This window comes from Neorhizobium sp. T25_13 (genome assembly GCF_002968675.1).
GTDB lineage: Bacteria > Pseudomonadota > Alphaproteobacteria > Rhizobiales > Rhizobiaceae > Neorhizobium > Neorhizobium tomejilense.
The window spans coordinates 622,472-640,060 of sequence record NZ_PVBI01000001.1 but is presented as its reverse complement, the minus strand read 5'-3'; the positions used below and the strand labels follow the sequence as shown (position 1 = coordinate 640,060).

Below are 17,589 nucleotides of genomic sequence, written 5' to 3'. Positions count from 1 at the left end.
GACAGCGCTATCAGGCGCAACCACGGCGGCAGAGAAAGCTTCCCCTGCCGCCAAGGATCAAGCCTCAGGCGTCGAGCCAGACGTATTCGGCAAAGGCGTAACCCATCATGCCGCCGAGCGGGTTGGCTTCAAGGCCCTTCAATTTCCCCGAGATCGCATCCACGTTCGAAATGTAGACCGGGATGACCGTACCGGCTTCCTCGGAAATCATCACCTGCATCTGGCCGTAGATTTCCTTGCGCTTGCCCTCGTCGAGAAGACCTCGCGCCTCGACGAGCATATTATCGAATTTCTCCGACTTGTACTGGCTTTCATTCCACGGTGCGTTGGAGGCATAGAGAAGCGAGAACAGGATGTCCGGCGTTGGCCGCGGGTTGATATTGCCGAAGTGAACCGGTGCCTTCAGCCAGTAATTCGACCAATAGCCATCGGAAGGAACGCGCTGAACGTCAAACTTCATGCCGATCTCGGAACCCGACTGCTGGAGGAGCGTCGCCATTTCAACCGCCGCGTTCGGCGCTTCCGACGTGATCATCGGGATGGACTGGCCGAGCAGGCCGGCCTTCTGGAAATGGAACTTGGCCTTGTCCGGATCGTAGGCTTTCGGTTTCAGTTCCGCATTATGATAGACGCTGGCCGGAGAGACCGGCTGGTCGTTTGCGATCTCGGCAAGGCCGCGCAAAACGGATTTCTGAATCTGCTGCCGGTTGATCAGATACTTCATGCCGGCAGCGAAATCGGCCTTGTTGCCGGGGGCGAGATCGAGACGGATGTTGAGGTCGGTATAGTTGCCCGACGTGGTCTGCGACAGCACGAAGCCGGGCTGGCTTTCCACCAGCTTCATCGAGCGCGGCTTGATCGACGCCGCGAGATGGATATCTCCCGAAAGCAGGGCGTTGACGCGCGCGTTGTCGTCGCTGATGGCGAAGAACTCGAACGAATCCACGTTGGCGCCGCCAGCCTTGAAGTAGTTGGGGTTCTTGGTGAAGATCGATTTCACCCCCGGCTGGAAGGTTTCCATCTTGAACGCGCCGGTACCGATGCCCTTCGAAAAGTCGGTCGTCCCGTCCTGTACGATCATGAAATGGTGCTGCGACAGGATGGTTGGCAAGTCGGCATTCGGGCTGGCCAGGGTAATCTCGACCGTCAGCGAGTCGACGTCCTTGACGTCGGTGATCTGCTTGGCGATCGCATTGACCTTGGAGCCGACGGCAGGATCGAGATGCCGCTTCAGCGAGAAGACGACGTCTTTCGACGACAGCGACTTGCCGTCGTGGAAGGTGACGCCGGAGCGAAGCTTGACGGTCCAGACCTTGGCGTCTCCGCTCTTGATGCTTTCGGCAAGTTCCATCTGAACGGTGCCGCCCTTATCAAGGAAGGTCAGGCGGTTGTAGATTGCGCAACAGCGGACGTAGTCGGTCGACAGCGACGCCTTGGCCGGGTCGAGTGTATCGGCGGTCGACGACGACCAGCCGGCCGCCTTCAAATGCCCGCCCGACTTCGGGGTGGCAGCCACCGCGCTGGAAGCGCGGCCGAGGATCAGGCCACCTGCGGAAAGCGCAACGCCACCTGCCAACATCATCGTCAGCAGTTCGCGGCGGCTTGCGCCCCGGCGGATGGCGTTCTCGATCATGGCGTCGTCAGACGTCGTCCAGTTCGTGATCTTGTCGTTCATGTCATTCCCCTTTTCGCTGGTTGGCGGGCACCCATCTTCCGTGGTTTTGGCCCGATGCTTGAAAATCGTGAATTCCGTCAGTTGCCGTGCGCGGTCCTCACAGCTTCGGCCAATCCGGCCATGGACGTGAAATGATAGTCGGGTTCGGTGAACTGCGACGGTTCGATCGTGCCGCCGTAGCCAGGCTGAGCATGTCGACGCTGGATCCAGCAATTCGTCATGCCGAGATCGCGGGAAACGCCAATGTCGTGATACTGGCTCTGGGCGACATGCAGGATGTCGCTCTTGTCGCCCCCATCCTTGGCAACGAAGTCGAATACCTTGTGGAAGAAGGCCGGATCGGGCTTTTCCGTGCCGGTGTCGTCGGCGGTGAAGGCGGCATAAAATGGATTGCCGAGCGCCGCTGCGAAATAGTCGAAAGCCCAGCGGCGCGCATTGGTCATGGCGATCAGGCGATAACGCTTGCTAAGCTCGGCCATCGCCGCGGCACTGTCGGGGAAAGCCTTCCAGATCTTGGCGGAATCCCGAAGACGAATGCCATAGGTCTCCGCAGCCGGCAGTCCGAGCTTCGGCGCAATCGCAAGATAGACGCGCACCAGGTCGTCGGGGAAAAGATCGGCATCTCCGGAATACCGGGCGGCGCGATAGAGAGAAAGCGCCTCTTCGCTGTCGATGGCGACATTGGCTTCGGCGGCGATGCCCTGCAGGCAGGACGTCAGACCGCCCTCGAAATCGATGAGCGTGCCGACCACGTCGAAGGTCATGTACTTGAATTCCGGAAGAGCTTTCGTCAATTCCATATCCCCAGTTGATGCTGCTGGCCGAGCGCCGTCTGCGAAAGAATATGCTGTTCCCAACCTGGACCTTTTTCTATCAAAAATCCCGGATTTTAGGGGCTTCAAGGCCCTCGTTAGTGACAATAGTGACAGTTCGACGGAACGGTTTTCGCCGAATCGGTAGGGCCGCTCGGCACAAAATTTCGAAAACGGGCTGCCGACGATATTTCGGCCGGCAGCACCGAGGCCGGGTCAACCCTTCACCGCGCGGCGGACATCGGGATCTTCCAGGGTCTGATCCAGTGTCTTTGCGGTGCGTTCGATAATCGCGTCGATATCCGCCTCCGTGCAGCAGAGCGGCGGGGCATATCCGATGACGCCGTTGGCGAAGGCCCGGATCACCAGGCCATTGTCCCAGGCGCGGTCGAATACCCGGCGGGCCGGCGCGGCTTCGGCCGGAAGCGGCGTCTTGGCGGCCTTGTCGGTCACCAGCTCGATGGCCGCCAGCATGCCGCGACCCCGGACATCGCCGACCAGCGGGTGGGACTTGAGGCTTTCGAGACCTGCCATGAGCCGCGCGCCGGCCTTGATGCCGTTTTCGAGCAGCCCGCTTTCGTAGAGCCTCAGCACTTCCAGACCCACGGCGGCGCTGACAGGGTGGGCCGAATAGGTGTAACCGTGCCCGACCGCCGAGGCACCGGCGCCATCGGCGATCACCTGGTAGACATGATCCGCCATGAGCACGGCGCCCATCGGAACGTAACCCGAGGTCAGGCCCTTGGCCGTGGTCATGAAATCGGGGACGATGTCATCCTCGCTGCAGGCGAACAGCGGTCCGGTGCGGCCGAAGCCGGTAATCACCTCGTCGGCGACGAACAGGATGCCGTATTCCTTGCAGAGGTTGCGGATCGCCTTCATCCAGCCCCTGGGCGGAACGATGACGCCGCCGGAGCCCTGGATCGGCTCTGCATAAAAGGCCGCCACGCGATCGGCGCCGACCGCCTCGATCTTCGCTTTCAGCGCAGCAAGCGAGGCTTCGATGATCGATTTCGCATCCTCGCCGACCGGGTTGCGATAGGGGTAAGGCGACGGGATCTTGTGCTGCCAGTCGAAGGGAATGCCGAAGCCCGCATGGAAGTTCGGCAATGCCGTCAGGCCGGCGCCGACCGTGGAGGAACCGTGATAACCTTGCTCGATCGAAATGAACTGGTCGCGCTGTGGCTGCCCCTTGGCAATCCAGTAATAACGGATGAAGCGGATCGTGCTGTCGACGGCGTCCGAGCCGCCGAGCGTGAAGTAGACATGATCGAGATCGCCCGGCGCACGGTCGGCAAGCTCGGCGGCAAGCCGGATGGCCGGCTCGGAACCGAGGCCGAAATAGGCCGTCGCGTAGGGAAGCTCCCGCATCTGACGGGCCGCGGCCTCGACGATTGTCTCATGCCCGTAACCGGCATTGACGCACCAGAGGCCGGCAAAACCGTCTATCAGCTGGTGCCCTTGCGCGTCGGTGACGGTCGCGCCCTTGCCCGAGGCGAGCACCCGCACGCCCTGCTTTTCATGGCTCCGATAAGACGCGACAGGATGGACGAGATGGGCGCGGTCGAGTTCGATAAGGGAATTGCTGAGCATGGTTGTCTCCGGATCAGCCGAGGGCTTGGTTGGCCAGGGCAAAGGTGGTGAATGTCGAGGTGGCGGGACGGGCCACGACCGGGCGTGCCATCGCGATGCCGCCGCCCGCATGGGCGAGCGAATGCTCGGCCAGCCAGGCGGCGAGGCCGGCATCGCCGGTATCGACCCTGAGGAAGGCGCCGGACCGGCGGCTCATGAAATGGCTGACGAGCGCCTTGGCATCCTCGAGATCCGTCGCGACGACGGGTCCGATGACCTCGCCGCGACCGAACGCCCTGATGCAGGCAAACCCTGCGATCTTGCCATTGCGGCGGATCACGGCGAACTCGCCGATTTCGGCGAATTTTGCGATCAGCGCCGAACGGGTGGCGCCAAAGGCGTCGCGATCGATGGCGGCAATCTCGGAGAGATCGGCTGCCGTGGCGGTCCCGGTGTCGGTGGGCGCCGGCACCTCGCCGATGGTGCCCTGATGTTGGAAAACGGCGCCGGTCTTCCGGAAACCCAGCTTTTCATAAAGCGGCAGGCCGTCGGAGGTGGCGATCAGCCGAAGCGGCCGCTCGCCACCAAGTCTAAGGACTGCATCCATCAGACGGCGCCCGACGCCACGGCCACGCAGGTTGGCACCGACGATCACCATGTTGATGGTGGCGCAGTCATCGCCGTAAGGGGTCATCAATGCCGTGCCGACCACTTCGCCGGTCTCGTCCAACGCGACCACGCCCTGGCTCAGATGCAGGGCGACCTGCCAGTCCTGCAGGCGGTGCGGCCAGCCGGCTTCGCGCGAAAGCTGGGTGGCGCGATCCAGGTGCTCGATGCCGAAAGGTATGGTTTCGATGTCTCCGACTTGCATCGACAATGCTCTCCATTTTGAGCTTCGAGTTTCGAGGGGAAGGGGCCGGACGATTATCCGAAGGCGGGGCCGGCGGCGGTATCTTTCGCCAAACCGGCGGCATGGGACCGCATCTTATGCCGCGCGTCCGCAATCAGGGTCGAAAAAAGCCTGGTCGTCGGCCGTCGCGCCGGCCACGATCTGCAACCAAATGCCAAACCGGCGCCACGATACGAAACTTTCTGCTTCGGATTGGGGGAAATCAGTCGGCTCGGCTGCCCGAAGCGGCCTTATGATCATGTCGTCAACCGAAAGGCTCGATGGGCCATCACGCAAGGACCAAGCGCATGACGACGTTCCGCCCGAAATACATCACCTTCGACTGCTACGGCACGCTGACCAACTTCCAGATGGCCGAAGCTGCGCGTGACCTCTATGGTGATCGTCTCGACGAGCCGCGCATGGTGAAGTTCATCAAGAATTTCGCAGCCTACCGGTTGGACGAGATCATGGGCGACTGGAAACCCTATGCAGACGTCGTCCACAACTCGCTGGAGCGCAGCTGCAAGGCGAACGGCGTCGCCTTCAAGGATGAAGACGCCAGGATGGTCTACGAGCGCGTGCCGACATGGGGTCCCCATGCGGATGTTCCTGCCGGTCTTGCCAAGGTCGCCAGCGAAATCCCGCTCGTCATCCTCTCGAACGCGATGAACGACCAGATCCACTCAAACGTCGCAAAGCTCGGCGCGCCGTTCCACGCCGTCTATACGGCGGAACAGGCAAATGCCTACAAACCGCGCTTTCAGGCCTTCGAATACATGTTCGATATGCTCGGTTGCGGCCCGGAGGACATTCTTCATTGCTCCTCGTCCTTCCGTTACGACCTGATGTCGGCGCATGACCTCGGCATCAAGAACAAGGTCTGGGTCAACCGTGGTCACGAGCCGGCCAACCCCTTCTATGGCTATGTGGAAATCTCCGACATTTCCGGCCTGCCGGGCGTGGTCGGTCTCTAAGGAAGGCCGAAGCCGATGAAATATGTCTCCTACTGGCATGATACGGCGCCCAGTTTTACGGGCGCCGTGGAAGGGCCGATCGAAGGTCACTACGACGTTGCCGTGATCGGCGGCGGCTTTACCGGGCTCGGCGCGGCGCGGCAGCTCGCCATGGCCGGCGCGAAGGTTATCGTGCTGGAGGCGGAGACGGTGGGCTTCGGAGCGTCCGGCCGTAACGGCGGCCACCTGAACAACGGCCTTGCCCACAGCTATCTCTCGGCCAAGCAGGAGCTCGGCAAGGAGCGGGCGATCGCGCTTTACAAGGCGCTCGACAGCTCGATCGACACGCTGGAAGCAATCATCGCCGAGGAAGGCATCGACTGCAACTTCCGCCGCGCCGGCAAACTGAAGCTTGCTTCCAAGCCGCAGCATTTCGAAGGGCTTGCCCGGAATTTCGAGGCGGTTCACGCGGAGGTCGATCCGGATACGGCACTGCTGTCGCCCCAAGACCTCGCCCAAGAGATCGGATCACCTTTCCACGGCGCGATGCTGTCGAAGAAGAGCGCCATGATGCATATGGGACGCTACGTCGTCGGCCTCGCCGAAGCGGCAAAAAGGCGCGGTGCCATCATCGTCGAGAAGGCGACGGTCACCGATGTCTCGAAATCGGGCGGTCGACATCTGCTGAAGACGGCCAAAGGCTCGGTCACGGCCGACAATGTCCTGATGGCAAGCGGCGCCTACACGACGCCGAATTTCGGTTATTTCCGCCGGCGGATCATGGCTGTCGGCAGTTTCATCATCGCCACGCGGCCACTTTCGGAGCAGGAAGTCGCCTCGACGATGCCGGGCAACCGCACCTGCGTCAACAGCATGAATATCGGCAATTACTGGCGCCTGTCGCCGGACAACCGGCTGATCTTCGGCGGCCGCGCTCGATTTTCGGCGACCTCCGACCAGCGTTCGGATGCCAGGAGCGGCGCAATCCTTCGCGATAGCCTGACCCGCATCTTTCCGCAGCTATCCCATGTGGAGATCGACTATTGTTGGGGCGGTTTGGTGGACATCACCAAGGATCGTTACCCGCGGGCGGGCTTCCATGACGGGTTATGGTACGCGATGGGTTATTCCGGCCATGGCGCGCAGCTGGCAACCCATCTCGGCATGACGGTCGCCGATGCAATCCTCGGCCGGCCTGACAGAAATCCGGTCAAGGGGCTGGACTGGCCGGCAGTCCCGGGTCATTTCGGCAAGCCGTGGTTCCTGCCGCTGGTCGGGCTTTATTACAAGATGCTCGACAAGGTCCAGTAACGGAACTCTTGCCATGCTGAGAACAAAAAAGGTGGGGTTGCGACCGCGACCCCACCTTTTTTGGATAAGCGTTCCGGGTGCGGAAACGGGCTCAGTTGAGCCCGCCGATATGGAAGGCCTTCACTTCCAGATATTCCTCGATCCCGAACTGCGAACCCTCGCGCCCCAGGCCCGACTGCTTGACGCCGCCGAAGGGGGCGACCTCGGTCGAGATCAAGCCGGTATTCAGCCCGACCATCCCGAATTCCAGAGCCTCGCCGACACGCCAAGCCCGCTTGAGGCTTTCCGTATAGAAATAGGCGGCGAGCCCGAAGGGCGTGCCGTTGGCAATGGCCATCGCTTCCTCCTCGGTCTCGAAACGGAAGAGCGGCGCGACCGGGCCAAACGTCTCTTCGCTGGCAAGCTGCATGTCGGTGGTGGCTCCGGTCAACACGATCGGAGCCGTGTATTGGCCACCCGCCGGCAGATCGGCCTTGGCCGTGACGATCGTCGCGCCTTTGGCGAGCGCATCCTCGATATGGCGGTTGATCTTGGCGATTGCTGCATCGTTGATCATCGGGCCGATCGAAACGCCTGGCTCGGTTCCAGGGCCGACCTTCATGGCATTCACCCGGGCGGCGAGCTTCTCGGCGAAGCGATCGTAGACGCCCGCCTGCACGAGAATGCGGTTGGCGCAGACGCAGGTCTGGCCGCCGTTGCGGAATTTCGAAATGATTGCCCCTTCGATGGCAAGGTCGATATCCGCATCGTCGAAGACGATGAAGGGAGCATTCCCGCCCAGTTCGAGCGACAGCCGCTTGATACTGTCGGCCGCGCCGCGCATCAGCAGCGAACCGACCGGCGTGGAGCCGGTAAACGAGATCTTCCGCACGGTGGTGTTGGCCATGATCTCGTTGCCGATTTCCTTCGGCATGCCGGTGACGATGTTGACGACGCCTGCCGGAATGCCGGCCATTTCCGCGAGAACCCCGAGCGCAAGTGCCGAATAAGGGGTGAATTCCGAAGGTTTCACCACGACGGTACAGCCGGCGGCGAGCGCCGGCGCGATCTTGCGGGTGATCATCGCGTTGGGAAAATTCCAGGGCGTGATGATGCCGCAGACGCCGACCGGCTCCTTCAGGACGATGATGCGGCGGTCAGGCGTCGGTGAGGGAATGGTCTGGCCGCCGATGCGGCGCGCCTCTTCCGCAAACCACTTGACGAAAGAGGCGCCGTAACGGATTTCACCGCGCGCCTCGTCGAGCGGTTTGCCCTGTTCGGTGGTCAGCATCAGCGCCAGATCTTCGAGATGTTCGATCATCAGGCCGTACCAGGTTTCAAGCAAGGCGGCGCGCTCTGCATGGGTACGCTTCTTCCAGGCCGGATAGGCCTTCTCGGCAGCCGCAATCGCTGCGCGTGTCTCGTCGCCTCCCATGTCGGGAACGGTGCCGATTACCTCTTGGCTCGCCGGATCGAAAACATCGACGGTCTTGCCGGACCGGGCGCCGACCCAGGTGCCGCCGATCAAACCTTCTTGCCGAAACAGGGAGGGGAGCTTCAAATTCCGCATATGTCCAATCCTCGATACGATGTTTAAAGTGCGGCGAGCAGCGCCGCAGTGATGGTGTCCGTGCGGTCCTTGCCGGGAACCGTGCCGATGCCGCTGGCCGTGACCGCTTCGATCGCCGTCATGACGGCGTTCGCCGCATCCTTTTCGCCCAGATGATCGAGCATCATTGCGCCGGACCAGACCGTGGCGATCGGGTTGGCGATCCCGAGATGGGCGATGTCGGGCGCCGAGCCATGCACCGGTTCGAACATCGAAGGCGTATTGCGCTCCGGGTTGATATTGGCCGATGCGGCAAAGCCGAGGCCGCCCTGGATGGCCGCACCGAGATCAGTCAGGATATCGCCGAACAGGTTGGAAGCGACCACGACGTCGAGCGTTTCCGGGGCCATCACCATGCGCGCCGCCATGGCGTCGATGTGATAGCTGGCGACCTCGACGTCAGGATATTCCGCCGAAAGCTGCCGGGTGACGTCGTCCCAGAACACCATCGAATATTTCTGGGCGTTCGACTTGGTCACCGAGGCGAGCTTGCCGCGCCGCGACCGGGCCTGTTCGAAGGCAAAGCGCAGAATGCGCTCAACGCCCTTGCGGGTAAAGATCGACGTCTCGACGGCAACTTCATCGGCCGTGCCCTGATGGATACGGCCGCCTGCGCCCGAATATTCGCCCTCGGTGTTCTCGCGGATGCAGAGAATGTCGAAGGCGGTCGCCTTCAGCGGTCCTTCGACGCCGGCCAGCAGGCGGTGAGGGCGGATGTTGGCGTATTGCACGAAACTCTTGCGGATAGGCAGCAGCAGGCCATGCAGCGACACCGAATCCGGCACTTCCGCCGGCCAGCCGACGGCACCGAGCAGGATCGCGTCGAAGCTGCGCAACGTTTCGATCCCGTCCGCCGGCATCATTGCGCCGGTTTCCTTGTAGAAGGTGCAGGACCAGGGAAATTCCGTAGCCTCAAACGCAAAGCCGTGCGCTTTGGCGGCCTTCTGCAGTACCGACCATGCGGCCGCGGTCATGTCGCGGCCGATGCCGTCGCCGGGGATCAGGGCAATCCTGTATGATTTCATGTTCTTCGTCCTCAAAGACTGATCAAGACGCTCTTGCTCTTGCGATTGGCGTGGAAAGCTTCCCGGCCTAGATCCTTGCCGATGCCGGACTGCTTGTACCCGCCGGTCGGCAGGATATGGTCGCGCGAGCGGCCGTAGCGGTTGACCCAGATGGTGCCGGCCTGCAGCCGGCGGGTAAGGCGGATCGCCCGCGAAAGGTCGCTGGTAAACAGGCCGGCGGCAAGCCCGTAGCTTGGATGATCGGCAAGCATCATGGCTTCTTCCTCATCCTCGAACGTCTGCAGCGTCAAAACAGGCCCGAAGATCTCCTCGATCACCGCCGGCGAGGTCTGGTCGACGCCGGTAACCAGTGTCGGAGAGTAGAAATATCCGGGAGCGTCCATGGGACGGCCGCCCGTCAGGCATTCCGCCCCGGCTGCGACGGAGGCCGCGATGATGTCGTCGATGCGCCGGCGCTGCCTGTCTGAGATGATCGGCGAATACTGGCTCGCCGCGTCCCAGGTCGGGCCGGGCACGATACCCTGCATTTTCTTCAAGATTGCCTCGATCAGCGGCGCGGCGACGCTTTTTTCGACGATCAGGCGCGATCCGGCGACACATGCCTGGCCGGCATTGCTGGTGATGCTGGCGGTCACCGCGGCCGCGGCCCGGTCGATATCGGCGTCCGCGAAGACCAGCTGCGGGCTCTTGCCGCCGAGTTCCAGCGTCATCGGCTTGATGCCGGTGCGGGCGATGTTTTCCATGATCGCCGCGCCGGCGCGGGTAGAACCTGTAAAGCTTACCTTGGCGATATCGGGATGGCCGGTGATGGCGTTGCCGGTGGTCATGCCGTCGCCGAGCACGATGTTGATCAACCCGGCCGGAATGCCAGCGCGCACGGCGAGTTCCGCCAGCCGGATGGTCGAAAACGGCGTCATCTCGGACGGCTTCAGCACGACGGCATTGCCGGCGGCAAGTGCCGGACCGAGTTTCCATGCGGCCATGTTGATCGGGAAGTTCCAGGGCGTGATGGCGCCGACGACGCCATAGGGTTCCGTCATGATCATGCCGAGATTGCCGTCGTCGGTCGGCACCAGGTCGCTGCCTTCCTTGTCGGCAAATTCGGCGAAGAAGCGGATCTGTTCGGCCGACACTGCGATGTCACCCTCGACCAGGTGGCCGACCGGACGGGTGGAGGAGACGGCTTCCAACCTTGCAAGCGCCACGGCGTCCTGTTCGATGAGATCGGCCCAGCGATGCAGCACCTTCACACGCTCGCGCGGGCGGATGCCGCCCCAATTGCTTTGCTTCAGAGCCGTCTTCGCCGTCTGCACCGCCTGGTCGACGAGATCCGCATCGGCGACGGGGCAATCGGCATAAGCCTTGCCGTCGGACGGCCGGTGCATTGCAATGACGCCTTCGGCCGCCACGAGGCGATCGCCGATGAAATGTCCCATCGGCAGGGCCAGGCTGTCGGGATCGAAACTCAGGCTCATCGGCTTATCTCCGGTCACTGGACGGCAATATTACCGGATCGGTGGAACCGCTTGATCCGGTAGAGCGAAGGGCCGCAGCGGAAAAATCCGTTTTGGCGGTCAATCACGGCGTATTCTGCGGAGCGGCCCGCAAGCGGTTGCCGCGCCGCGGCCGCACCTATCAAGGAGTGACGGTGACGTAGATCTTGCGGACGGTCTCGATGGTCTTCCAGGTGCCGACGAAACCCGGCTTCATGACGAAACTGTCGCCCGTCTTGTAGACAACGGGCTGGCCGCCTTCAGGGGTGAGTTCGACGACGCCCGACAGGATGTGGCAGAATTCGAAAGTCTGGCCCTTGATCGAATGTGTGACGCCGGGCGTCGCTTCCCAGACGCCGGTATGCACCAGTTCGCCATGGGCCGTGTCCTGCGCCCAGGTCTTGAACTGCGGATCGCCGGTGATCAGCCGGTCCGGTGCGGGAACGTTTTCGCGCGGTGCAAAGGACGGGTGAGGCTCGATGGTCTTGAGAAGCGACATGGTATTCCTTTCGAGGTTGAAGGTTCAGTAACCGCGTTGCCGATCGATCAAGCCGACCGGGTCGAGCCCGGCGCGAAGCCGCTTGATATTGTCGATGACGGCGCGCGCGGCGGTATGCGGCTGGGTGATGCTGGCAATATGCGGGGTCAGCAGGATGCGTGGGTGATGCCAGATGGGATGGCCGGGCGGCAGGGGTTCCGGATCGGTGACGTCGATCACGGCGCCGGATAGGTGCCCGCTGTCGAGTGCAGCGAGAAGCGCGTCCTGGTCGAGCTGGGGACCACGTCCGACATGAACCAGTCCAGCGCCCGCCGGCAACCTGGCGAAAAGCGCCGCGTCGAGAAAACCGCGGGTCTCGTCGGTCAGCGGCAGGAGGCAGATCAGCACATCGGTCTCGGCAACCATGGTCTTCAGACCATCCTCGCCGGAGAAACACCTGACCCCTTCAATCTCTCGCGCGGACCTACTCCAGCCGGACAACGGAAAGCCGAAGGGTTTCAGCCGCTCAAGCACGGCCTGGCCGAGATTGCCAAGCCCCAGGACGCCGATACGGCGCTCTCCGGCCTGAGCCTGCGGCAGGACCTTCCAGACCTCCGCCTGCTGCTGCGCCAGATAGGCCGCCAGGTTGCGGTGGAGCGACAGGACGCCGAGGACCACATATTCCTGCATCATCCGCACGATGCCTTCTTCGACCATGCGCACGATCTTCACGTTGTCAGGCACGCTGGTGGCGCGGAATTGGTCGATACCGGCGCCGGTCGAAAACAGCACTTCGAGATTGCGGTAACGCGCCAGGTTTTCCGGCACTGCCCAGGTCAAGAGATAGCGCACTTGTTCGGCGTCCACCGTCGCCGGATCCATGGAGAATGGCAGGTCCGGGAGTTCCCGAGCGAAGGCATCCTGGAAAATCCGGCCGCGGGCCGCATCGGAATTGAAGAGGAATGTCATGGTCGGGATACGTTCCTGCTCATTGGAGTTCTGCGCGGCAATGCCGACCAAGCGCTTCAATCATCGCCTGGCAGCCGTCGAGTTCGCTCGCCAGAATGAATTCATTGGGTTTATGGGCGCGGGCGATGTCGCCAGGCCCGCAGATGATCGCATCGATGCCGGCGCGCTGGTAGAGACCTGCCTCCGTGCCGTAGCTGACAGCCGCCAGCGGCTCGGCCCCCGTCAGATCTTGCAAAAGACCGGCGAGGGGAGAGGTTGGCGCCAGCAGCAGCGCCGGATAGGCGCTGAGAACCTGCCAGTCGACATCGAAGCCCTTCATCGCCAAGGCTTCGGCAACCGCCCGCACCGGGGCAAGCAGCGCTTCGGGATCGACCGAAGAGATGGCGCGGGCTTCCAGTTCAAGACTGCAGATTTCGGGTATGATGTTGACCGCCTGACCGCCACGGATCGTGCCGATCGATAGAGAGGAGTAGGGTGGCTCGAATTCTGCCTCGAACGGTCCGCGGGAAAGACCGACGGCAGCGGCAACCGCAGCCTGCTGCACGTCCGTCATGGCGTGGATCGCGTTGAGGCCGAGATCCGGACGGGATGAGTGGCCCGAACGACCCTTGAGCGTCACCCGGGCTGCCGCCTTTCCCTTATGGGCTAGAATGGCCCACATCCCGCTCGGCTCCCCGATGATCGCACCCAGCGGCGGGGCACACAGGTCCCGCAACCGCGCGAGAAGATGCGGCACGCCCCGACAGCCGGCTTCCTCGTCGTAGGAAAAGGCAAGGTGGATCGGGCGGGAAAGCGGAGTGGCGAGAAGCGCGGGCACGGCTGCCAGAGCGGTCGACAAAAACCCCTTCATATCGCTTGTTCCGCGTCCGTAGAGCCGGCCTTTCTCGTTCCTCAACGAAAAGGGATCGCTGTCCCAACCCGCCTCGGTGGCCGGGACCACGTCCATATGGCCGGACAGGATGTAGCCCGGGTGGTCGGCAGGACCGATCGTGGCAAAAAGATTGGCCCGGTCACCTTCAGGCCCCGGCAGGATATGCGCGGCGATCCCGAAGGATCTGAGATAGTCCGCAATCCATTCGATGATATTGCCATTGGGCGTGCCGACGACCGAGGGAAAGCCGACCAGCTTCTCCAGGATGTCCAAAGCGCGCATCGACTGTTCCCGCCTCTAAAAAGCCATGACCTCTTGGCCGCCACACCTTGCTTTTGCAGAGCATGCGAACCAATCCTGGCAGGCAAGGTTAGAGGCAGAAGAAACCAATGGCTGCCGAAAGTGGACGCGATACGGTCAAATCTTGTGTTCGGTTTCGCTTCAGCAGTGAAATGTTTCGCGGGATCTCGACTAACGTGACTGCGGGGATATCCGAGCGGTTCGCCCAAGGAGATATACGTCTCGGCTGGATAATGATGGATAGTGAATTACCAGGAACTTTGAATGTCGATAATTTCGAGATGCGCTTTGCGGATATCTCGAGTGTCGAAATCTCCAAGCTGCAGGCTTTGTCGATCTCGGTGGGCTGGCCCCACCGGGCAGCCGACTGGCAGCATCTGCTCGACATCGGGAAAGGATATGTCGCGCTTGACGAGATCGGCCGCGTGGGAGCCTCGGGCATGTGGTTTCCTCACGGCGACGGCTTCGCCACGTTCGGGATGCTGATTACCTCCCCGAGGCTGCAGACCAACGGCGCGGCCAGGTGGCTGATGAAACGGATCATGACGGACTGCGGCCGCAACCGCATTCGTCTCAACTCGACGCAGGAAGCCCAGCGGCTTTATGCTTCGCTGGGGTTCAAGCCGAAGCAGACGGTTTATCAGTACCAGGGTACAGCGACCGCGCCGATGGCGCTTCCCCCTCCGGAGAAGGGGCTTGTTTTGAGGCGGCTGGATCGCGGCGATCTGGACACGGTGATCGCCTTCGACGCTCCTGCCTTCGGTGCTGATCGAAGCCAGCATCTCCTGCGATTGTTCGAGAGTTCGATCTGTTACGGTCTTTACCAGGGAGAGTGGATGCGCGCCTTTTCGATGCGCCGGCGCTTTGGGCGGGGGCATGTGGTCGGGCCGGTTGTCGCCGGCAACGACGAGGACGCCATCACGGTGACCCACCCGCATATTGCCGCCCACGCCGACGGGTTCCTGCGCGTAGATACACATTTCGATAGCGGCCCGTTTGCCGCGCTCGTCCAGCAGTGCGGGCTCAGCATCTACGCCACCTTGACGACGATGGTCACCGAGGAGGCAGCCAGCTACGGCGCCGGACAAAATGGCAATGCCAGGGTTTATGCCCTGGCTTCGCATTCCCTCGGATGAGCCTTCGTCTGTGGCGGCTCCGACAGACGAAGCGGCATGGAATTCGAACCTGTCCACTCCAGTGACCGTGGCCAGAGTTTGAGCGAAGGCCAAGAAGCAATCTCTCCCATCCTGGCTTTGACCTCAGTCGAGAAATAGAGCTAACATCCGGGACAGCGGCGGCGGCCTGTCGGCTGGGGAACGCCCTGTGAACGGAGATGCAGATGAGGCGCGCGCTTTTCCTCGTGTAATTCACGACGATGATGATCGGCACGGTTTGCCCGGCATCCGGCGTCTTTGCAGGCGCTCAGCCGGTTCTTTGGAGCGCCCTGCGGCCTGCGGAGCAATCGAAGTTGGATGCCGCCCTGCCGGGCATGGCGTCCAGCCGGCCTCAAGGGGAAACGCTTGTCTGGCGTGACGAAGCCCGTACGGTGGAGCTGACCGGGTTCATCCTGCCGGTCGACCAGGACGGCGAGAACGTCTACGAGTTCATGCTGGTCCCCTGGGCCGGAGCCTGCAGCCACAGCGCTGCTCCGCCGCCGAACCAGCTGGTGCATGTGGTCGCTGCCGAGCCGTTCCATCTCTCGCGAGTCTATGAGGTCGTCACCGTGACGGGAAATCTGCGGCCCGGTTTGGACAAGGCCCAGCTCTTCATCATGGACGGGGTACGCGTCCTCGACTACGGCTACAGCATGAGCCAGGCCCAGGTGGCGAAAGCGACCGGCTTCGTGGACCCGGACCTGAAGACCGTTTCGCCACTCGGGGTTCTTGCGCGATAAGCGAACCGCCACCGCCAACGGCGGCAGGGTCCTCCATTCTCCCGAGTGGATGTGAAAGCCGGGCCTTCGACCAGCGTCACGCTCGGCCGTCATCGAAAAAACCGTTGAGCAAGACGGTGACCAAGGCGATCGCGACGCCTGGCCAGATCATCAGCATTGGGTGGTCGAAGATGAACATGCGGTATTCAAAGAGCATCGATCCCCAATCCGGCTTCGACGGATCGGCGCCGAGACCGATGAAGGCGAGCGAGGCATAGGCGACCGCCGCAAGTCCCGCCTGGTTGCCGACATAGGCGAACATCAGGGGCAGGGTGTTGGGCAGTAGATGCCGGGTAATCATCCGTGCCGGCGCGACGCCGAGGCTCCTCGCCGCCAGCATGAACGGCTGGCCGAGCACCCGCTGACTGAGCGAATGCGCAAGCAGCGCATGCGGCCCGACGCCAGCCAAGCCTAGCGCCAGTCCGGCACTGAGCGGCGACAGGCCAAAAATCGCAGCTGCCGTCAGTGCGACGATGAGCGTCGGCACCATGACGAAGAACTCGCAGAAGCGCAGGATCACCGTTTCGCGCCAGCCGCCAAGGACGGCGGCGGCGGTGCCCAGCAGGGTGCCAAACAAAAAACCGATGGCACCGACCGAGAGGATGACGCCGGCCGTCCGCCACCCGCCGGCCATGATCCGGGACAGAAGATCGCGACCGAGATGATCAGTACCGAGCAGATGGCTGGCGGTCATGCCGGAATGTCGGGCAAGCATGTCCACCGCATCGGGATCATATGGCTGCCAAAAACCGCCGACACAGAGAAAAACGGCGAGCGCTGCGAGCATGACCAGCCGGGACATCAGGCGAGACGCGGATCGAGAAGGCGCATGGCGAGATTGGCGCCGGCATTCATCACAAGCATCCAGATGGCAATGACCATGACATAGGCCTGCAGCACCATCTGGTCGCGTGCCGCGATGCTTTGCACCAGGAACTGGCTGATGCCGGCAAGGCCGAAGAGGATTTCCATGGTTGCGGTGCTGCCGATCACCCAGCCCGCTTCGGAACGGACTGCCGACAAGAGGGCATAGAGTGCGCTGCGGTGGCCGTGCCGCCAGAGCGCCTGCTTTTCCGACAGGCCCTTGGCAAGCGCCGTGCGGAAATGCGGCTGCCCCGCGGTCTCCTTCAGGTCGCGCCGATAGACGCGGGAGAGAACGGCAACCGAATGCAGTGCGATCAGCAGGACCGGCAGGACGATCGCGGTCCAATCATTGGCGAAGGGTCTGAGCCAGCGCAGCTGCACGCCGAGCACCCAGAGAAGAACAAGGCCGAGCCAGAAGGCCGGCACCGCCTGCACGAAGATCGACAGAGCCCGGCTCATCCGATCGACAACACCTGCGGGATAGGCCGCTGAGAAGAACCCGAGCGGAATTGCCATCACGATCGCCAGCGCCAGGCCGGCGAGACCGAGCGACAGCGAGACCGGTAACCGCTCGGCGAACTCGGCAAGCACCGGCTCTCCGGTCCGGAAGGAGCGCCCCCAATCGCCGCTGAGGAAGTCCGCCAGCCAATGCAGATACCTGACCGGCAGTGGCTGATCGAGCCCCCACTCCGCCCTCAACGCGGCGACGGTTTCCTCCGTCGCCGGCAGGCTCCAGACACGAATGGCGATCGCGACCGGATCGGCCGGCATCAAGGTGATGACCGAGAAAGAGGCGAGCGAAACCGCCAGCAACCCCGCTATCGATTGTATGCCGAACCGGGCCAGTCGCATC

The 17,589-nt window shown here is 62.5% G+C and carries 16 protein-coding genes; 4 read left to right on the top strand and 12 right to left on the bottom strand.

What is annotated here, in order from left to right; translation table 11 throughout:
* Positions 1-64 precede the first annotated feature (64 nt).
* From C5J22_RS03040 to C5J22_RS03025, 4 genes are all read right to left on the bottom strand, one after another.
* Positions 65-1,675 (bottom strand): ABC transporter substrate-binding protein, encoded by a 1,611-nt coding sequence (locus C5J22_RS03040; RefSeq protein ID WP_105437093.1) that lies wholly within the window; start codon positions 1,673-1,675, stop codon positions 65-67.
* 77 nt (positions 1,676-1,752) lie between these two features.
* Positions 1,753-2,469, bottom strand: coding sequence for an HAD-IA family hydrolase (locus tag C5J22_RS03035; RefSeq protein WP_172746503.1), 717 nt, complete (start codon positions 2,467-2,469; stop codon positions 1,753-1,755).
* A gap of 234 nt (positions 2,470-2,703) precedes the next feature.
* Positions 2,704-4,080, bottom strand: a complete 1,377-nt coding sequence (locus tag C5J22_RS03030; protein WP_105437091.1) for an aspartate aminotransferase family protein — start codon at positions 4,078-4,080, stop codon at positions 2,704-2,706.
* A 13-nt stretch (positions 4,081-4,093) separates the two neighbouring features.
* Positions 4,094-4,930: a GNAT family N-acetyltransferase gene (locus C5J22_RS03025; protein WP_105437090.1), complete on the bottom strand. Its 837-nt coding sequence runs from the start codon at positions 4,928-4,930 to the stop codon at positions 4,094-4,096.
* 326 nt (positions 4,931-5,256) lie between these two features.
* On the opposite strand from C5J22_RS03025, the gene C5J22_RS03020 reads away from it, so the two are divergent.
* Entirely contained in the window at positions 5,257-5,925 is a 669-nt protein-coding gene (locus tag C5J22_RS03020; RefSeq protein WP_105437199.1) for a haloacid dehalogenase type II, read from the top strand.
* A gap of 15 nt (positions 5,926-5,940) precedes the next feature.
* Complete coding sequence (locus C5J22_RS03015) at positions 5,941-7,215, top strand: FAD-binding oxidoreductase (protein WP_105437089.1); 1,275 nt, start codon at positions 5,941-5,943, stop codon at positions 7,213-7,215.
* Positions 7,216-7,306: 91 nt separating this feature from the next.
* Here the strand turns inward: C5J22_RS03015 and C5J22_RS03010 are convergent, their stop codons facing one another.
* The 6 genes from C5J22_RS03010 to argE form a co-directional block, all read right to left on the bottom strand.
* Positions 7,307-8,764, bottom strand: coding sequence for an NAD-dependent succinate-semialdehyde dehydrogenase (locus C5J22_RS03010; RefSeq protein ID WP_105437088.1), 1,458 nt, complete (start codon positions 8,762-8,764; stop codon positions 7,307-7,309).
* 23 nt (positions 8,765-8,787) lie between these two features.
* Complete coding sequence (locus C5J22_RS03005; protein WP_105437087.1) at positions 8,788-9,828, bottom strand: tartrate dehydrogenase; 1,041 nt, start codon at positions 9,826-9,828, stop codon at positions 8,788-8,790.
* Between the two features lie 11 nt (positions 9,829-9,839).
* Positions 9,840-11,303 (bottom strand): aldehyde dehydrogenase, encoded by a 1,464-nt coding sequence (locus C5J22_RS03000; protein WP_105437086.1) that lies wholly within the window; start codon positions 11,301-11,303, stop codon positions 9,840-9,842.
* Positions 11,304-11,463: 160 nt separating this feature from the next.
* On the bottom strand, positions 11,464-11,820 hold the full coding sequence (locus tag C5J22_RS02995) for a cupin domain-containing protein (protein WP_105437085.1): 357 nt from the start codon (positions 11,818-11,820) through the stop codon (positions 11,464-11,466).
* A gap of 24 nt (positions 11,821-11,844) precedes the next feature.
* Positions 11,845-12,768 (bottom strand): glyoxylate/hydroxypyruvate reductase A, encoded by a 924-nt coding sequence (locus tag C5J22_RS02990; RefSeq protein ID WP_105437198.1) that lies wholly within the window; start codon positions 12,766-12,768, stop codon positions 11,845-11,847.
* A gap of 19 nt (positions 12,769-12,787) precedes the next feature.
* The gene (gene argE / locus C5J22_RS02985; protein ID WP_105437084.1) at positions 12,788-13,921 is read right to left on the bottom strand and encodes an acetylornithine deacetylase; all 1,134 of its coding nucleotides are present in this window, start codon (positions 13,919-13,921) and stop codon (positions 12,788-12,790) included.
* 107 nt (positions 13,922-14,028) lie between these two features.
* On the opposite strand from argE, the gene C5J22_RS02980 reads away from it, so the two are divergent.
* Both C5J22_RS02980 and C5J22_RS02975 read left to right on the top strand, forming a co-directional pair.
* Positions 14,029-15,075, top strand: a complete 1,047-nt coding sequence (locus C5J22_RS02980; protein WP_245440275.1) for a GNAT family N-acetyltransferase — start codon at positions 14,029-14,031, stop codon at positions 15,073-15,075.
* A 239-nt stretch (positions 15,076-15,314) separates the two neighbouring features.
* The gene (locus tag C5J22_RS02975; protein WP_105437083.1) at positions 15,315-15,833 is read left to right on the top strand and encodes a DUF3299 domain-containing protein; all 519 of its coding nucleotides are present in this window, start codon (positions 15,315-15,317) and stop codon (positions 15,831-15,833) included.
* A 76-nt stretch (positions 15,834-15,909) separates the two neighbouring features.
* Here the strand turns inward: C5J22_RS02975 and C5J22_RS02970 are convergent, their stop codons facing one another.
* Positions 15,910-16,674: an ABC transporter permease gene (locus C5J22_RS02970; RefSeq protein ID WP_105437082.1), complete on the bottom strand. Its 765-nt coding sequence runs from the start codon at positions 16,672-16,674 to the stop codon at positions 15,910-15,912.
* Positions 16,674-17,588 carry an ABC transporter permease gene (locus tag C5J22_RS02965; RefSeq protein WP_245440290.1) on the bottom strand — a complete coding sequence of 305 codons (915 nt, stop codon included), beginning with the start codon at positions 17,586-17,588 and terminating at the stop codon, positions 16,674-16,676. Before C5J22_RS02965 ends, C5J22_RS02970 begins: the two co-directional genes overlap by 1 nt.
* Position 17,589: the final 1 nt, after the last annotated feature.

Excerpts from the sequence above, each read along its gene's own strand:
- C5J22_RS02995 (WP_105437085.1), bottom strand. The coding sequence starts at position 11,820 with ATGTCGCTTCTCAAGACCATCGAGCCTCACCCGTCCTTTGCACCGCGC.
- C5J22_RS03030 (WP_105437091.1), bottom strand. The coding sequence starts at position 4,080 with ATGCTCAGCAATTCCCTTATCGAACTCGACCGCGCCCATCTCGTCCAT.
- C5J22_RS03010 (WP_105437088.1), bottom strand. The coding sequence starts at position 8,764 with ATGCGGAATTTGAAGCTCCCCTCCCTGTTTCGGCAAGAAGGTTTGATC.
- C5J22_RS02975 (WP_105437083.1), top strand. The coding sequence starts at position 15,315 with ATGATGATCGGCACGGTTTGCCCGGCATCCGGCGTCTTTGCAGGCGCT.
- argE (WP_105437084.1), bottom strand. The coding sequence starts at position 13,921 with ATGCGCGCTTTGGACATCCTGGAGAAGCTGGTCGGCTTTCCCTCGGTC.
- C5J22_RS02965 (WP_245440290.1), bottom strand. The coding sequence starts at position 17,588 with ATGCGACTGGCCCGGTTCGGCATACAATCGATAGCGGGGTTGCTGGCG.
- C5J22_RS03015 (WP_105437089.1), top strand. The coding sequence starts at position 5,941 with ATGAAATATGTCTCCTACTGGCATGATACGGCGCCCAGTTTTACGGGC.
- C5J22_RS02980 (WP_245440275.1), top strand. The coding sequence starts at position 14,029 with ATGGCTGCCGAAAGTGGACGCGATACGGTCAAATCTTGTGTTCGGTTT.
- C5J22_RS02990 (WP_105437198.1), bottom strand. The coding sequence starts at position 12,768 with ATGACATTCCTCTTCAATTCCGATGCGGCCCGCGGCCGGATTTTCCAG.
- C5J22_RS03005 (WP_105437087.1), bottom strand. The coding sequence starts at position 9,828 with ATGAAATCATACAGGATTGCCCTGATCCCCGGCGACGGCATCGGCCGC.
- C5J22_RS03000 (WP_105437086.1), bottom strand. The coding sequence starts at position 11,303 with ATGAGCCTGAGTTTCGATCCCGACAGCCTGGCCCTGCCGATGGGACAT.
- C5J22_RS03040 (WP_105437093.1), bottom strand. The coding sequence starts at position 1,675 with ATGAACGACAAGATCACGAACTGGACGACGTCTGACGACGCCATGATC.
- C5J22_RS02970 (WP_105437082.1), bottom strand. The coding sequence starts at position 16,674 with ATGTCCCGGCTGGTCATGCTCGCAGCGCTCGCCGTTTTTCTCTGTGTC.
- C5J22_RS03025 (WP_105437090.1), bottom strand. The coding sequence starts at position 4,930 with ATGCAAGTCGGAGACATCGAAACCATACCTTTCGGCATCGAGCACCTG.
- C5J22_RS03020 (WP_105437199.1), top strand. The coding sequence starts at position 5,257 with ATGACGACGTTCCGCCCGAAATACATCACCTTCGACTGCTACGGCACG.